We start from the raw sequence: 15,881 nt of genomic DNA on the forward strand, positions 1-15,881 counted from the left end.
ATCGCCCACCCCAACGTCAGCGTTCAGATATAAAGCGAGGCGCGAAAGATGCGGCTGACTTCGTCCTGGCGCGTGGTGCCGCGCGCTGCGAGGTCTTCATCGCTCAATGCGTTAAGTTTGCGCACTTGAACCATGCGGCTGTCTGCTTCGGCCAACACGATCAGGCCGTGAAAAATAGCCCTGAAGGGGCGCGCAAATGCGGCGCCGATGGCGGATAGGTCGAAATGTTTGTGTGTTGTGGCAAGTGCCATTTGGAAAACTCCTAAGTCGTTTAGGTTTTTCCTCCCACAAACAACCTAAGCCCGGCGGAACAAAAAATCACCACACAATTTCAGGACGCGGCCTTGCGTCTGGCGCAGGGCTAATCCGTTGTGACCAATACCTTTTGCACCTCCTGAAAGGGGCAGGCCACGTGGTGATCGTTGCCAACATCCTGCATCACGGGCAGATCGCCCGCGCAGGATGGCTGGGCCTTGGGGCAACGGGTGCGAAAGACACAGCCCGATGGCGGGCTGAGGGGTGATGGCAACTCGCCCTCGAGGATCGGGCGATGGCGCGCCTTTTCGGCCACCGGATCAGGGATCGGCACCGACGAAATCAGCGCCTGCGTGTAGGGGTGGCGCGGTTCGCGGGTCAATTCGCGTGCCTTGGCCAACTCCATCACGCGGCCCAGATACATCACCAAAATCCGGTCCGAAATATGTTTCACCACCGACAGGTCATGGGCAATAAAGATCATCGCCAGCCCCATATCGCGCTGGAGTTCGCGCAGCAGGTTCACGACCTGCGCCTGCACCGACACATCCAACGCCGACACCGGTTCATCGCAAATCACCAGTTCCGGTTTCAGGATCAGTGCGCGGGCAATCCCGATCCGCTGACACTGGCCACCGGAAAATTCATGCGGGTAACGGTTCACCAGATTGGGCAGCAGGCCCACGCGTTCCATCAATTCGCCTACGCGGCGTTTCACCTCGGCACGGCTGATATGGGGTTCGTGGGTGGTCAGCGGTTCGGCGATAATCTCGCCCACGTTCATCCGCGGGTTCAGGGCCGCGAGCGGATCCTGAAAGATCATCTGCACATCGCGCCGGTGCTTGCGGCGCACCTGTTTTGTCATCGCGGCAAGGTCGTCGCCCTTCCAGATGATCCTGCCACTTGAGGTCGGCACGGTCCCGACGATCGCGCGCGCCAGCGTCGATTTACCCGAGCCGCTTTCGCCAACAACGCCCAGAGTTTCCCCCGCTTGCAGATCAAACGATAGGCCGCCGACCGCTTGCAGGGGTTGCGATGGCGTCCACGGCCATGCCCCCTGGCGGCGCACATCAAAGGTCACATTCAGGTCTTGGACAGACAGGATCGGGGCCATCAGAGCACCTCGGCGACGGGAAGGTGGCAGGCGCGCATCCGGCCTGCGTCAAAAACATCAAGGTTCGGCCGTATCGCGGAACAATGCGGCAATACCTGCGCACAGCGCGGCGAAAACGGACACCCCGCAGGCAGGCGCGACATGTCGGGTGGTTCACCGGCGATGGTTTGCAATTCTTCATCGTCACGATCCAGCCGCGGCACCGCCCTAAGCAACCCGCGCGTATAAGGATGCGAGGGGGCCGCAAAAATATCCGTCGTCGCGCCCTGCTCCATGATCTGCCCACCATAGAGCACCAGCGTCTTGTCACAGGCATCGGCAACGATCCCCAGATCATGCGTGATTAGGATAATCGCCGTGCCAAACTCGCGCCGGATTTCGGCCAGCAGGTCCATGATCTGCGCCTGCACGGTCACATCCAAAGCGGTGGTCGGTTCATCGGCGATCAGCAAGCGTGGACGGCACAGCAAGGCCATCGCGATCATGATCCGCTGGCGCATCCCGCCGGAAAATTCGTGCGGGAACATGCTGATCCGCGCCTTGGCGTCAGGAATACGCACTGCGTCCAGCATCTGCACGGCTTCGGCCACCGCCTTGCGTTTGCTAAGGCCCTTGTGAAGTTGCAGCACCTCGGCCATCTGATCGCTGACGCGGATATAGGGATTCAGCGAGGTCATCGGATCCTGAAAGATCATGGCGATGTCCTGCGCGCGCACCTTGTTCAGCTGCTTTGACGTCAGGCCCAGCAGGTCGGTGCCGTCGAAACTGACCGTGCCGGTCGCAGCCCCGTTGCGCGCCAGCAGCCCCATGACGGCAAAGGCCGCCTGACTTTTGCCCGAGCCGCTTTCGCCGACAATCGCGAGGGTTTCGCCCTTGTCGATCTCGAACGACAGCCCGTTCACGGCATTCACGGGGCCATCAGCCGTCTGAAAGGTGACGCGCAGGTCTTCGATCTCAAGAAGGCTCATCCTAGCGATCCTTTGGGTCAAGCGCGTCACGCAGGCCATCACCCACGAAGAAGAAGGCAAACAGCGTAATCAAGAAAAAGAACAGCGGATACATCAGCATCCAAAGCGTGCCGTTGTTCATCTGCGCCGCCCCCTGATTGATCAATGCACCAAGCGAGGTCATCGGTTCCTGCACCCCAAGGCCAAGATAGGAAATGAAGCTTTCAAAGATAATCATTTCCGGCACAAGCAGGGTTGCATAGACAATCACGATCCCCAGCAGGTTCGGCACGATATGGCGCAAGACGATCACCACCGGGGACACGCCTGTCGCCACGGCCGCTTCGACGAACTCCTTGTTCTTGATGGTAAGCGTCTGACCGCGTGCGATCCGCGCCATGTTCAGCCATGAAATCAACCCGATGCCGATAAACAGCATCAGGATCGAGCGACCAAAGATCACCAGCATCAGGATCAGCACGAACATGAATGGAATCGACATCAGGATATCAACGATCCGCATCATGACCCCGTCAACGCGCCCGCCGACATATCCTGCGGTCGCCCCGTAAAGCGTGCCGACCACCACGGCGACCAAAGCCCCGACAATGCCAACCATCAGCGAAATGCCGGTGCCCTGCACGGTGCGGGCAAACAGGTCACGCCCGTCGATATCTGTGCCAAAATAGTGGCCGGTTTCAAACGATGGCACGCCCATATAGGCATTGGCCCCCATTAGGCTGAAATCCACGTAATCGGGTTCGTATTGCGCGAAAAATCCGCCCAAAAGCGCAAACAAGCCGATCGCGATCAGCACGATCAAACCGGCCACGGCCGCCTTGTTGCGAAAGAAGCGCCGGCGCGCGTCCTGCCACAGCGAACGACCTTCGATCTGGCTGAGCTCGGCAATGCCTTCGACGGCGGCAACGGATGATTTGTTGAACATCGCGCACGCCTCCTAATACCGGATTTTCGGATCGATCCATGCGTAAAGCACATCGACCACAAGGTTGAACAGGATCGTCAGCGCCCCCACAAGGATCGTGATCCCCATGATGACGGCATAGTCACGGCTAAAGGCCGAGTTCACGAAAAACTGCCCGATCCCGCCTGTGGAAAAAGCCACATCGACCACGACCGAACCTGTGATCATCCCCACCACCGCAGGTCCAAGATAGGAAATCACCGGCAGCATCGCGGGCTTGAGTGCGTGACGGAAAATCACCCGGCGCATCGGCAAACCCTTGGCCTGCGCCGTGCGGATGAAGTTGGAGTTCATCACCTCAAGCATGCTTGAGCGCATGATCCTTGCAATCGACGCCATATAGGATGTGGACAGGGCGATAACCGGCAAGATCAGGTAGTCAAACCGCATTGATCCACCCCAGGGAACGCTGAAACAAAAGTTGTCACTTGCGTTGCAGGCGCCATCGATGAACACACCGCCCGCCCATCCGCCCCCCGGCAGCAGCGGCGCGCCGGTCCACCAGAACCAACCCAGCGTAAAGACCAGCACCAGCACCGGCGCCATGACAAAGTTCGGCAAGGCCTGCGCCCCGATGGTGATCCCGACCGCCAGATAATCAAGCCAGGTGTTCTGGCGCAGGGCCGCGGCAATCCCAAGACTGACACCAACCACAACAGCCACAAGCGCGGACCACGCACCATAGGTCAGCGTGACAGGGAAACCCTGGGCGATCACATCATTGACCGTGCGGTCACGGTATTGAAACGACGGACCAAAATCGAAATACAGCACGATGTTCTTGACGTAGTTGAACATCTGCACAACGTAAGGTTGGTCCAGCCCATAACGCGCCTCGATATTGGCAAGCACGGCAGGGGGTGGCGGGCGTTCATTGCTGAAGGGGCCGCCGGGGGCCGCAAACATCAGAATAAACGAGAATATCACAAGGATAAGCAAGGTCGGCACAGCAATCGCGAACCGTTTTGCAATAAAGCTATACATCAAATTGTCCCCCAAAAGGTCCCGCGCCACCAAGGGGCGGCGCGGGTGATCTTCGGCCGTCTGTTATTCAGACGCGGCGATGTAAAGGTCTTTGGAATACCAGTTCTGCAACAGGTTTTCGGTTGGCCAGTTCATAAGATCGGGCGCCTTCATCCGCACCGATGCGTAGTGATAAATCGGCAGGAAGTAGGTGTTCTCAGAGGCGATACGCTCGATTTCCTGATAAAGTGACATCGGATCGTCGGACGTCCTGGCTTCTTCGGCAAGGGCGTCGATTTGTTCATCGACAAACTTGCCGTCGTTATAGTTCGACCCTGAGGTCAGCAGATCGATATAGGTGCTTGGTTCGTTGTAATCCGCGCACCAGCCCGAACGGGCGATTTCATAGTTCTGCTCGCCGCGCGTATCAAGGAAGGTTGCCCATTCCTGATTGGCCAGTGTCGTTTCAACACCCAGCGTCTGCTTCCACATCTGGCCAATGGCCACAGCCACGGACTGGTGGCTGTCAGAGGTATTATACAGAATTTCAAGCGACAGCGGATTGTCGGGGCCGTAACCGGCCTCGGCCAGCAGCTCTTGTGCAAGGGCGTTGCGTTCCTCCTGCGTCATGTCGGCCGCAGGAATATCGGGCTGTTCCCATCCGTTGATCGCCCAGTGGGTAAAGGTCCAGGCCGGACGTTGACCACCCGCCAGCACGTTGTCCACGATCACATCGCGATTCACCGCAAGCGAAAGTGCGCGGCGCACATCGGGATCTTTCAACGCTTCGGGGCCAGACTCAGACTGGTTGAACTGGTAGTAGTATGAACACGAATTTGGAAAGCTCAGCGCCTCGCCGGGGTATTCGGTGTTCAGGCGCGGGAACTGGCCCGCGGGCACGTCCATCACGAAATCAATTTCACCCGCCAGATAGCGGGTCAGGGCCGCGTTGCTGTCATTGATGATCAGGGCGGTGACTTCGTCGATGATGGTGTTTTCGTTGTCCCAATACATCTCGTTGCGCACCCGCACGAGCTTCTCTTGCGGCACATATTCGGCCAGAGTGTAAGCGCCGTTGGACACCATATATTCCGGCTTGGTCCAGTCATCGCCATAGGCTTCGATGGTGGCACGGTGGGCCGGGAAAGTTGTCGGGAAGGTCGTCATCTGCGGAAAGTAGGGACGCGGTGCATCTATCGTCATCACGACCGTATAATCGTCAGGTGCCGATACGCCCAAAGCATCGACAGGCATTTCGCCAGCTGTCACGGCTTCGGCATTTGCAAGGCCCATGACGGTCAGATACCACGCATATTCCGACGCGGTTTCAGGATCGGCAGCACGCTGCATCCCAAAGACGAAATCGCCGGCGACGACCGGATCACCGTTGGACCACTTGGCGTTCTGGCGCAGGGTGAATGTATAAGTCAGACCATCGTCGGACACGGTATAACCCGTCGCCACACCGGGCTTCACGGTGCCGGTCGCGTCTTCGGTCATCAGGCCCTCAAACAGGTCGCGGGCCACCGATGCGCCCTCTACGTCCTCGACCAAGGCCGGGTCGATTGACGGAAAGTCGTCAAGGATTGAATAGGTGAACGACTGGTCGCTTGCCAGTGTTACACCGGTTTCAGGGTGGGTTGCATGGCCGTCGGCCCAAACGGCCCCGCCCATCGCAATCAGCGCAGCCGCCGTGGTTGCGCGCAAAGTTGATTTCAAAGTCATCTGATTTCTCCCTCTTATTGAATCCGTTGCCAAACGCAGCGTCTGACAAAATTTCCGGAGCATTGAAGCGTGCGTGTCGCACGAATGGAACGATCCTTTGCCGTCTGCGCCCAAATGGCAAGAGGCCTTGCCAAAATGACCTTGCGGCATGTTCTCATAGCCCTTGTCTGCTTGATTTGTGTGCGCATCGCGGGAATGCGGTCAGGCTGATTTGCACAACCAAGCGCGCGCAACCTACAGTGGAATCACCTGCGCGCAGGCACTGGACACAAATGTCTAGACGACGCATTTCTCCTGCCCTACGCATGATCTGACAGGAATCGCAGGTCACGGAGGCGCAGCCATGAAATCGCACTACAAGGTCGTTGTTATCGGGGGCGGCGTTGTTGGCACGTCGGTGTTGTATCACCTCGCCAAGATGGGCTGGTCCGATGTCTGCCTGATTGAACGTTCGGTGCTGACCGCCGGATCGTCATGGCACGCCGCGGGCGGCATTCACGCCCTGAACGCCGACCCCAACATCGCACGATTGCAAGCCTATACCATTGATCTGCTGTCCGAGATCGAAAAGGAAAGTGGCCAGAACATCGGCCTGCACATGACGGGCGGGTTGACGATGGCGGGCACGCCGGAACGCTGGGAATGGCTGCAATCGGCCTATCGCACGTTCCAATCTATCGGCATCGAAGACTGTCGCCTTGTGGATGTCGACGAAGCGGTCGCCCTGAACCCGATCATGTCAGGCGAAGGATTGCTGGGCGGTATGTGGGCCGACCGTGAAGGGTATATCGACACCACAGGCACGGTACATGCCTATGCCGGAGCCGCCAAAAAGAACGGCGCGACCGTCATCGAACACAACCGTGTCCTGGAGTTGAACCAGACGCTCGAAGGCTGGCAAGTCGTCACCGAAAAGGGCACGATCAACTGCGAACATGTGGTCAACGCCGCCGGTCTTTGGGCAAAACAAGTGGGCCGGATGGCAGACATTGAATTGCCCGTCTCGCCGCTCAACCACCATTATCTGATTTCCGACACGATTCCTGCCTTGGAGGAGATTGACTTCGAGGTGCCGATGACTGTCGACCTCGAAGGGTTCACCTATCTGCGTCAGGACCAGAAAGGCGTGCTGCTGGGCATTTACGAGATTGATCACCAGCACTGGATGATGGACGGCGCGCCCTGGGACTACGGGTTTGAACTGCAACAGGAAGACCCCGACCGGATCGAGCGCGAGCTGATCATGGGCTTTGAGCGCTACCCCGTCCTGCAAGAGGTGGGCGTGAAAACATGGGTCAACGGTGCCTTCACATTCTCGCCCGATGGCAACCCGCTGGTCGGCCCCGTGCCGGGCAAGCGCGGCTATTGGTCCGCCTGTGCGGTCATGGCCGGTTTCCTGCAAGGGGGCGGCGTTGGCAAATCGCTGGCCGAATGGATGATCTACGGCGAACCCGAAGCGGACGTTTACGGCATGGATGTCGCCCGCTACGGCATCTGGGCGGAAAACAAGCAATACATCAAACAAACCACCGGACAGTTCTATACTCGCCGGTTCGTGATGACCTACCCCAACGAACAACTGCCCGCAGGACGGCCCATCAAAACGGCCCCCGCCCACGCCGATATGACCGCCGCGGGCTGCCAGTGGGGCCAAAGCTGGGATCTCGAAGTGCCGCTCTATTTCGCTGCCCCGGGGTTCAAGGAAACGCCTTCACTGAAACGCTCGAACGCCTTTGATATCGTGGCGCACGAATGCAGGGCGGTGCGTGAACATGTTGGCCTGCTTGATATCTCGGGCTTTTCGCGGTTCGAAGTGTCCGGCGCCGGGGCCGAAGACTGGCTGAACACGATCTTTGCCACCAAACTGCCGAAACCGGGCCGCGCACGCCTTGCCGTGGCCTTGGGGCAGGATGGCCGCCTCAAGGGTGATCTTACGTTGTTCAACTGGGGTGACGGGACATGGTGGATCATGGGCAGCTATTATCTGCGCGCGTGGCACATGCGCTGGTTCACCGATCATATGGGCGCGGATGTTTCGCTGCGCGATCTGGGTGACGAAGTTGCCGGGTTTTCCCTTTCGGGGCCCAAATCCCGCGCAGTGATCGAAAAGCTGACCGATGACGACGTGGGCGCGCTGCCTTTCATGGGCTGCGGGGACTTTGACATCGGGTTGCTGCGCTGCAAGGTCGGGCGGCTGTCGGTAACAGGCGAGTTGGGCTATGAAATTCACTGCCGCATGGGCGATCACGCAACGCTGCGCAAAACGCTGCTGGCTGCAGGCGCCGATCACGGCATGATCGAGTTTGGATTTAATGCACTGCTGTCGCTACGGCTGGAAAAATCCTATGGTATCTGGTCGGCGGAATTCACCCAAGGCTACACGCCGGGCATGACGGCGATGGACCGCTGGATCGACTGGGACAAACCTGCATTCATCGGGCGCGAGGCGGCACTGGCCGAACGCGATGGCACTGGCCCCGCGCAGGTGCAAGTGACGCTCGAAGTGGATGCAAAAGACGCCGATGCCAGTGGTTACGAACCGGTTTGGCATAAGGGCGACAAGGTCGGCTTTGTCACCTCGGGCGGGTTCGGGCACACCTTGGGGAAATCCTATGCGATGGCCCTCGTGAACGCCGATATGGCGCGCGAAGGCACCGAACTTACGTTACACGTGGTCGGTGTGGAACACCCGGCGCGGGTCATTGCGCCGTCCCCCTATGACCCCGCAGGTCAGGCCATGCGCGCATGACCGAAACCCTGACAGGCAACACCAAGGTCACGCGCGACGATTGGTTGCGCGCGGCGATGGATGCACTGTTGTCAGGCGGGGCCGAAAGGGTGAAAATCCTGACACTTGCGGAAAGATTGGGCGTGTCCCGCTCGAGCTTCTATTGGTATTTCCACAGTCGCCAAGACCTGATGGATGCGCTGCTTGATCATTGGCTGGCAACAAACACGCGCCTGTTGGTGGAGGCTGCAAAAACCGATGCACCAACCATCACGGCGGCTGTGTGCAATGTCTTTGCCTGTTTCATCGACCCGACCCAGTTTGATACGCAATTGGATTTCGCGGTGCGCGACTGGGCAAAGCGTACCGTCAAGGTGCATGATGTCCTGATGCAATCGGATGATCAGCGGATCGCGGCGCTGACAGGGATGTTCACGCGCTATGGCTATGGCGCGGGCGAAAGCCTGATCCGCGCACGGGTGCTCTATTACATGCAGATCGGCTATAACGATGCTGACCTGCACGAGCCGCTGGCCGCGCGGATGGCCGCGATCCCCGACTATCTGCTGACATTCACGGGGCGGGTCGCACCGGAGGCCGAGATCAAAGCCTACCGCGCCCGCATGTTGCAGATCATGCCGCGCGCCTAGATCAGAAAATCGCCCGCATCCAGATCTGCCGCCGTCAGCCCCTCAAGCAGGATGCTGTCGGTGCCAATCGTCACCAAAACGCCACCAACCTGCTCGGCAAGCGTCAGGTCAGCAAAACTATCAAGCCCGGTGATATTGCGCATATCCAGTTTTTCAACGCCGTCGTTGGCAAAATCGGTCACGCGGTCGTTGCCAAACCCGTTGCGGAACACAAAGACATCAGCCCCCGCGCCGCCCGTCATCACATCATCACCGACGTCGCCCCACAGGGTATCTGTGCCCGCGCCACCATCCAGCGTATCGTTATCGCCGCCGCCGCGCAGGGTGTCGTCATCGTCGCCACCATCAAGCGTGTCGGCACCAAGATCACCAAACAGTCTGTCTGCGCCCGCACCACCGGTCAATTGATCATCGCCATCAACACCGCGCAGCGTATCGCCGCCGCCGTCACCGATCAGAACGTCGTTTCCGGTGCCACCATTGACGCTATCATTACCCGCGCCGCCGTAAATCGTGTCGTGGCCAACGCTGCCCGTCATGACATCGTCGCCGTCACCACCATCAATCGTATCACTGCCCGCGCCGCCATAAAGGCTATCGCCCCCCGCACCGCCAAAAATTTCGTCGTTGCCACCCGATCCCGACATGTGGTCGCGGCCATCATCGCCGAACATCTGGTCATTGCCCGCACCGCCCTGCATCAGGTCGTCACCATCACCGCCATAAAGCAGGTCATTGCCACCCTGGCCATAAACCGAATCCGCGCCCAATGCGCCGGTAACGATATCCTCGCCCGTCCCGCCAAAGATCGTGTCATCACCTATCCCGCCGTCCATGACATCGGCGTCGCCATGACCGACAAGGTGATCGGCCCCGTCACCGCCACTGATACTATCGTTGCCACCACCACCACGGATCGCATCGTCGCCCAGACCACCAAAGATCGTATCATCGCCGGTGCGACCATCGATCAGATCGCTGCCGTCGTCACCATAAAGCTGGTCGTCGCCCGCACCACCGTCAAGAATGTCGTTGCCGTCGCCACCCAACAGGAAATCATTACCTCCCCAACCGTTCAGGCGATCGTTGCCAAGCCCGCCATCAAGGGTGTTGTCACCGCTATTTCCCAACAAATTGTCAACCATGTCCGAACCGATCAGCCCTTCGATCCCAACAAGGGTATCGCCTTCGGCAAATCCGGTGTTCAATTCCGCATATCGCAAATCCACGGTCACACCCGAGGTCGCATCGGCGTAGCTTGCAAAATCTATGCCCTCGCCACCGAACAACGCATCGCCACCAATGCCGCCGATCAGCAAATCATTGCCCGCGCCGCCAAAAAGGGTATCCGCCCCGCCACGCCCGTCCAGCGTGTCGTCACCTGCGCCACCGTCAAGGTTGTTGGCTCCGCCTGTGCCCGACATGTCATCGCCCATCGCCGTGCCGATATATGCGTCGATTCCGGAAAACTGATCGCCTGCCGCCTGCCCCGTGTTGCGCGTGCTATTCGCCAGATCCAGGATAATCGCGCTGCCCGAGCTGGCATAGCTGACGGTGTCAAATCCGCCGCCGCCCGCCATGCTGTCAGCCCCGTCGCCGCCAAGGAAAAGATCACTGCCCGTCGCGCCAACCAGCGTGTCATCACCCGCCATGCCATCCAGGGTATCGTCGCCGTCAAGCCCTTGAATATTATTGGCAAATTCGTCACCACGGATCGTATCATCAAAAGCACTGCCAATGACATCTTCAAGACCGGCAAGGGTATCGCCTGCGGCATCGCCAGCGGTGCCGACACCCGCCGTAAGATCGACTGCAACGCCGGTCGCCGAGGTCGCGTAAGTCAAGAGATCGCGGCCCGTGCCGCCGTTGATATCGTCGCCGCCTGTGCCACCGTCCAGCGTGTCGTTACCATCCCCACCTGTCAGCGTATCGGCGCCATCAAGACCCTGAAGCCAGTCATCGCCAATACCGCCCTGCAGCGTGTCGTCTCCGGTCCCGCCATTCATTTGGTCCGCACCGTCGCCGCCCGCCAGCAAGTCGTTCCCGGCCCCGCCATAAAGCGCATCAAGGCCAGTTCCGCCATCCATGACATCGTTGCCATCGTTGCCCGCAAGCCAGTCATCGCCCGTCCCGCCTGTCAGGATATCGGCACCCTCGCCACCTGTCAGACTATCATTGTCAGCGCCACCCCACAGGGTGTCAGCGCCGCTCCCACCGTTGAGGATATCCGCGCCTGCATCACCGGAAAGATCATCTGCATCGTCACCACCCGACAGCACGTCGTCGCCTACGCCACCGAAAAGCGTATCATTGCCAGTGCCACCGGTCAGGTCGTCTGCGCCATCCTCTCCGAACAGGGCGTCGTCGCCATCGTTACCGGCCAGGATATCGTCGTCAGCGCCCCCATACAGCGTGTCTTGACCCGCACCGCCCATCAGATCGTCGATGCCATCGCCACCGTTCAAAGTGTCATCACCAAGCCCGCCCGCAAGGATATCTGCACCCGCCCCACCTGACAGGACGTCGTTACCATCGCCGCCGTTCAACGTGTCGTCACCTAATCCCGCGTCGAGCAGATCCTGCCCGCCGCCGCCGCCTAGGATGTCGGCGCCGTCACCGCCAAACAGCGTATCATCGCCATCACCGCCATTGAGCGTGTCATCACCGACTTCGCCCCAAAGCAAGTCTGCGCCGTCACCGCCCATGATATCGTCATTGCCTGCGCCACCCTGCAGCGTATCGGCATCCGCACCACCGCTTAGCCAGTCGGCGCCCTCACCACCCAGCAACAGATCAGCGCCCACATTCCCCAGCAGGCTGTCATTGCCAGCGCCGCCTGTGATCACGTCATCGCCGGTGCGCCCGTCGATCAGATCATCGCCATCGCTTGCGGTGATCTGATCAGCACCATCGGTGCCGTTGATCGTGTCATCCCCGCCGGTTCCCGAAATCGTGCTTAGCGGGACGCCTGTCACCGGCACAAGCGTTGCCGTGCCAAATTCGGCGACGGCAATCTGGCCGTTGCCGTAATTCACGTAGGTCATATCACCCAGCGAATAGGTCGCGTTTGCTACATAGACACCGTAATTCGTGACAACATTTCCATTCGCGTCCAGATGGCCAATGCTGGCAGAACTGCCCGACACCACAACATTATTCGCCTGCTGGATGTAGTAGTCCGAAAAGGTCACCGGATCGCCATTGGCATCGACCGGCTGACCCGCGGCCAGCCCGTTGGAACTGGCCGTGCCGTTGATCACCGTGACGTTCGACGTTGGGTAGGGCTGTGTTATAGTGGTCAGCGCCGTTCCGGGGGCCGACACCAGCGCAAGGTCTTCGCCCGCCAGAAACTGCGCTCCAAAGGTACCCGAGACCCAAATCCGATTATCGAACACGCCCATGATCGTCGCCGTGGCCCCTGACGTCGCGCCAACGATCAACATGCCTTCCGACAGCCCCGATGAATCCGCAACGTCAATTGCCAGCCCCGCACTGCCAAGGTTAAAACCGTGAGCGTCCGAACCTGTCGCCGTGCTGTCAATCAAGGTCACATTTGTGGAACTCCACGAGACCGTAAAACCGTTCTCGCCACCGTTCAGTGACGATACATTTGTCAGCGTGGCGTTGTTCACGCCCTGCAGCACGACCTGATCGGCCGTAAAGCCGTTGCTGGCGGAAAACTCTCCGCCAATCATCTCGCCGCCCGGCCCAAGGGGCTGTGCTCCGTCAACCAGCATGTTGGTGACCGACAGCCCTTGGACCATCGGGCCGTCAAGGCCGGGGCGATTGGTGATCAAGAACGGATAGACGACATCCGTGGCGGCTGGGCCGCTGATTTCAAGGTTTTCGACGGTGATGTCCGTCGCCGCCTCGGTGGCGCTCGATTCGATCACGACACCGTATTTCCACCCTTCGATCGTCAGTTGATCAGGCGGGCTTCCGGTACCCCCGATATTGCCGATCTGCACATCATGGGCGGCAGTGCCCAGAACAGCCGTTCCCGCGTTTCCGTTGACGTCCAATGTGCCGCTGCCTGTCAGCCCTGCAAAGCTGGTGCCTGACAGATCATAGGCTGGCCCCGAAATCGCCGTGTCCAGCGTCAGGGTCACGCCTGAATTGATGTTCAGGGCGACGTTATCCTGCGCAATCAGGGTTTCGGAAAAGCTGGTCGAAGCGGTCACATTCACAACGCCGGATGTCGCTGTGCCGTTGGCCGCAACATAGGCCTGCACCGCCGCTAGGGCCGCGTTGATATCAGCGCCGTCGGCGACATCGACCTGCGCGACACCATCTGTTTCCGTGATCGTAAAATTATTCAAACTATTCCCTCTTTGCATTGGCATGCGCATTCAAAGGGCGCAGATTTCGCGTTATTTCACGGGCGGTCTATCTGACGTTTCTGGGGATATGGCGGCGCGAATGTGGCAAAACCGCGACCTGCGGTTCAAATGCAACACGTGCGGAATCTGGCCGCGGATTTGCACGGATATGCGTGTTTGAATACGTTTGCGAAGCCACCAAGCCAGGCTAAGCATTCCCGGTCACAACACTCAGAGTCTCGCACGGCACGGAACCACGACACGAAAACCCCGCCACGCAGGCTTGGGGTTGATGCCTCCGCTTCAGCATGGGCGGATCGGCAGGGTTAACCGTCGACGCTGTCTAACCAGCGCGCAAGGGCGGCAATGGTCTGTTCGGGCCGTTCCAACGTCGGCAGATGGCCCGCATTTTCAATCACGCGCAGGGTGCTGACCGCCACGAGGCCATGCATTAATTCGTGATACGCGACAGGACAAAGCGCATCATCGCGCCCGCATAAGATCAGTGTTGGGCAGGCGACGCCGCGTAGCGTCTGTTGCTGGTCAGGGCGCATCTGCAATGCCCGGGACTGGTTGATGAAAACCTGCGGCCCGAGGCTGTCAGCCATCGCCATGCATAGCGCCAGAATTTCCGCCCGCTGTGGCCCATCGGTCAGGTAATTCGGCTTCATTTCGTCGCGCATGACAGTGGCAAGTCGCCCTGCCTGCACGGATGCAATTTGCGGGGCGCGCCGTGCAGCCACATCGTGTGTTTCGGCCTTGGGGTTGGTATCAAGCAAGGCCAGCCCAAGCACACGATCGCGCGCTTGGCGGATCACCTCCATCGCTACGATCCCGCCCATGCTAAGGCCCGCAAGCGCAAACTGGGGCGGGGCATGGGCAAGGACATCCGCCGCCAGCGCCGAGATCGTGTCGGCACCGCCAATCGGAGCCGTCTGCACCGCGCGCTGACCCGAAAATGCTGCGATTTGCGGCGCGAACAGTCGCGCATCGCACATCATTCCGGGCAGCAGCACAAGCGGTGTCATGACGCGCGCCTGGCCCCTTCGGCCAGCGCCGCCAGCTTCGCATAGGCGATATCGGGATCAACCGCGCCGTAGCCGGCAAAGGTGCCAAAGCCGCAATCGCTGCCTGCGATCACACGCTCTGCACCGACGATATCCACAAACCGCGCGACCCGTTCGGCCACCAGATCAGGATGTTCGACAAAATTCGTCGTCGTATCCACGACCCCGGGCACCAACACTTTGGTGTCGGGAATATCGGCGGCGCGATCACGGAACACGGCCCATTCATGGCCGTGGCGCGGGTTGGAGGTTTCAAACAACGTATAGCGCGCCTTGGCCGACATCAGCGTGTCAAACATCTTGGCCATCGGGATATCGCAAACGTGCGGCCCCTCGTAATTGCCCCAGCAGATATGGATGCGCACACGGTCTTCGGGGATATCCGCAAGCGCGTGGTTCAATGCCTCTACGTGGCTGGCGGCGATCCGCAGGAATTCATCGTCCGACAGGTCGTTGAACAGCATGTGGCGGGACAGGGCAAGGTCGGGGCAATCCAGTTGCAGGTCCAGTCCCGCGGCGACGATGGTTTCATATTCCGCCTTCATCGCATCGGCCAGCGCGGCCAGATATTCGTCCCGCGTGGTGTAGAAATCATTTTGCAGGAACAGCGAAATCACCCCCGGGCTGGCCGCGTTCATGAACCCGCGTTTTGCACCATGTTCGGCCATGCCCGCCTTGAGGTTGGCAATATCTTTTTCCAGCTCGCCCTGCCCTTTGGATTTGACCGCGCCGACGCACATGGGGCGGGCGTATTGCGGGCTGCCGCCTTCGTCAGACAAGCGCTTGAGAAAACTGGGAAATTTTTTGAGATCGGCAGGTGCGTTGCGCGGGCTATCCCCGTCAAAACCGGTGTAGCGATCTTTGACATAGGTGGCATAACTGATCTTGGAGGTCTCGCCGTCACTGACGATATCCACGCCCGCAGCAACCTGTTTGCGCAGGGTTTCGGACACGGCTGCCGTCATGCAGGCGTCGAAATCCGCCTGACTGTAATCCTTGCCATTCTCGCGCGCAAAAATGAAATCGACCACATCCTGCGTGCGCGGAAGCGAGCCGACATGGGTCGTTAATATCCTGGACATGGGCGGCCTTTCAAAGCGTATGGAATTGATATGGAAAGCGTATGGA

At 59.5% G+C, this 15,881-nt stretch carries 11 protein-coding genes; 2 read left to right on the forward strand and 9 right to left on the reverse strand.

Annotation, left to right across the window (positions count from 1 at the left end):
* Positions 1-23: 23 nt before the first annotated feature.
* The 6 genes from FTO60_RS12395 to FTO60_RS12420 form a co-directional block, all read right to left on the reverse strand.
* The gene (locus FTO60_RS12395; RefSeq protein ID WP_148056248.1) at positions 24-251 is read right to left on the reverse strand and encodes a hypothetical protein; all 228 of its coding nucleotides are present in this window, start codon (positions 249-251) and stop codon (positions 24-26) included.
* A gap of 110 nt (positions 252-361) precedes the next feature.
* Positions 362-1,369, reverse strand: a complete 1,008-nt coding sequence (locus tag FTO60_RS12400) for an oligopeptide/dipeptide ABC transporter ATP-binding protein (protein ID WP_148056249.1) — start codon at positions 1,367-1,369, stop codon at positions 362-364.
* Entirely contained in the window at positions 1,369-2,337 is a 969-nt protein-coding gene (locus tag FTO60_RS12405) for an oligopeptide/dipeptide ABC transporter ATP-binding protein (RefSeq protein WP_302849690.1), read from the reverse strand. The genes FTO60_RS12400 and FTO60_RS12405 overlap by 1 nt, the downstream gene beginning before the upstream one ends.
* A gap of 1 nt (position 2,338) precedes the next feature.
* Complete coding sequence (locus FTO60_RS12410) at positions 2,339-3,262, reverse strand: ABC transporter permease subunit (RefSeq protein WP_148056251.1); 924 nt, start codon at positions 3,260-3,262, stop codon at positions 2,339-2,341.
* A 12-nt stretch (positions 3,263-3,274) separates the two neighbouring features.
* Positions 3,275-4,285 carry an ABC transporter permease subunit gene (locus FTO60_RS12415; protein ID WP_148056252.1) on the reverse strand — a complete coding sequence of 337 codons (1,011 nt, stop codon included), beginning with the start codon at positions 4,283-4,285 and terminating at the stop codon, positions 3,275-3,277.
* 63 nt (positions 4,286-4,348) lie between these two features.
* Positions 4,349-5,989: a peptide ABC transporter substrate-binding protein gene (locus FTO60_RS12420; protein WP_148056253.1), complete on the reverse strand. Its 1,641-nt coding sequence runs from the start codon at positions 5,987-5,989 to the stop codon at positions 4,349-4,351.
* Positions 5,990-6,332: 343 nt separating this feature from the next.
* On the opposite strand from FTO60_RS12420, the gene FTO60_RS12425 reads away from it, so the two are divergent.
* Both FTO60_RS12425 and FTO60_RS12430 read left to right on the forward strand, forming a co-directional pair.
* Positions 6,333-8,738 carry an FAD-dependent oxidoreductase gene (locus FTO60_RS12425; RefSeq protein ID WP_148056254.1) on the forward strand — a complete coding sequence of 802 codons (2,406 nt, stop codon included), beginning with the start codon at positions 6,333-6,335 and terminating at the stop codon, positions 8,736-8,738.
* On the forward strand, positions 8,735-9,367 hold the full coding sequence (locus FTO60_RS12430; protein WP_148056255.1) for a TetR/AcrR family transcriptional regulator: 633 nt from the start codon (positions 8,735-8,737) through the stop codon (positions 9,365-9,367). Before FTO60_RS12425 ends, FTO60_RS12430 begins: the two co-directional genes overlap by 4 nt.
* On the opposite strand, the gene FTO60_RS12435 is transcribed toward FTO60_RS12430, so the two are convergent.
* The 3 genes from FTO60_RS12435 to FTO60_RS12445 all read right to left on the reverse strand — a co-directional run bounded on the left by FTO60_RS12435 (position 9,364) and on the right by FTO60_RS12445 (position 15,835).
* Complete coding sequence (locus tag FTO60_RS12435; protein ID WP_172623883.1) at positions 9,364-13,686, reverse strand: calcium-binding protein; 4,323 nt, start codon at positions 13,684-13,686, stop codon at positions 9,364-9,366. The genes FTO60_RS12430 and FTO60_RS12435 overlap by 4 nt on opposite strands.
* Before the next feature lie 326 nt (positions 13,687-14,012).
* Entirely contained in the window at positions 14,013-14,714 is a 702-nt protein-coding gene (locus FTO60_RS12440) for an alpha/beta fold hydrolase (RefSeq protein ID WP_148056257.1), read from the reverse strand.
* The gene (locus FTO60_RS12445; protein ID WP_148056258.1) at positions 14,711-15,835 is read right to left on the reverse strand and encodes a cobalamin-independent methionine synthase II family protein; all 1,125 of its coding nucleotides are present in this window, start codon (positions 15,833-15,835) and stop codon (positions 14,711-14,713) included. Before FTO60_RS12445 ends, FTO60_RS12440 begins: the two co-directional genes overlap by 4 nt.
* Positions 15,836-15,881: the final 46 nt, after the last annotated feature.

This window comes from Octadecabacter sp. SW4, from assembly GCF_008065155.1.
Taxonomy (GTDB): Bacteria; Pseudomonadota; Alphaproteobacteria; order Rhodobacterales; family Rhodobacteraceae; genus SW4.

Excerpts from the sequence above, each read along its gene's own strand:
- FTO60_RS12395 (WP_148056248.1), bottom strand. The coding sequence starts at position 251 with ATGGCACTTGCCACAACACACAAACATTTCGACCTATCCGCCATCGGC.
- FTO60_RS12400 (WP_148056249.1), bottom strand. The coding sequence starts at position 1,369 with ATGGCCCCGATCCTGTCTGTCCAAGACCTGAATGTGACCTTTGATGTG.
- FTO60_RS12405 (WP_302849690.1), bottom strand. The coding sequence starts at position 2,337 with ATGAGCCTTCTTGAGATCGAAGACCTGCGCGTCACCTTTCAGACGGCT.
- FTO60_RS12410 (WP_148056251.1), bottom strand. The coding sequence starts at position 3,262 with ATGTTCAACAAATCATCCGTTGCCGCCGTCGAAGGCATTGCCGAGCTC.
- FTO60_RS12415 (WP_148056252.1), bottom strand. The coding sequence starts at position 4,285 with ATGTATAGCTTTATTGCAAAACGGTTCGCGATTGCTGTGCCGACCTTG.
- FTO60_RS12420 (WP_148056253.1), bottom strand. The coding sequence starts at position 5,989 with ATGACTTTGAAATCAACTTTGCGCGCAACCACGGCGGCTGCGCTGATT.
- FTO60_RS12425 (WP_148056254.1), top strand. The coding sequence starts at position 6,333 with ATGAAATCGCACTACAAGGTCGTTGTTATCGGGGGCGGCGTTGTTGGC.
- FTO60_RS12430 (WP_148056255.1), top strand. The coding sequence starts at position 8,735 with ATGACCGAAACCCTGACAGGCAACACCAAGGTCACGCGCGACGATTGG.
- FTO60_RS12440 (WP_148056257.1), bottom strand. The coding sequence starts at position 14,714 with ATGACACCGCTTGTGCTGCTGCCCGGAATGATGTGCGATGCGCGACTG.
- FTO60_RS12445 (WP_148056258.1), bottom strand. The coding sequence starts at position 15,835 with ATGTCCAGGATATTAACGACCCATGTCGGCTCGCTTCCGCGCACGCAG.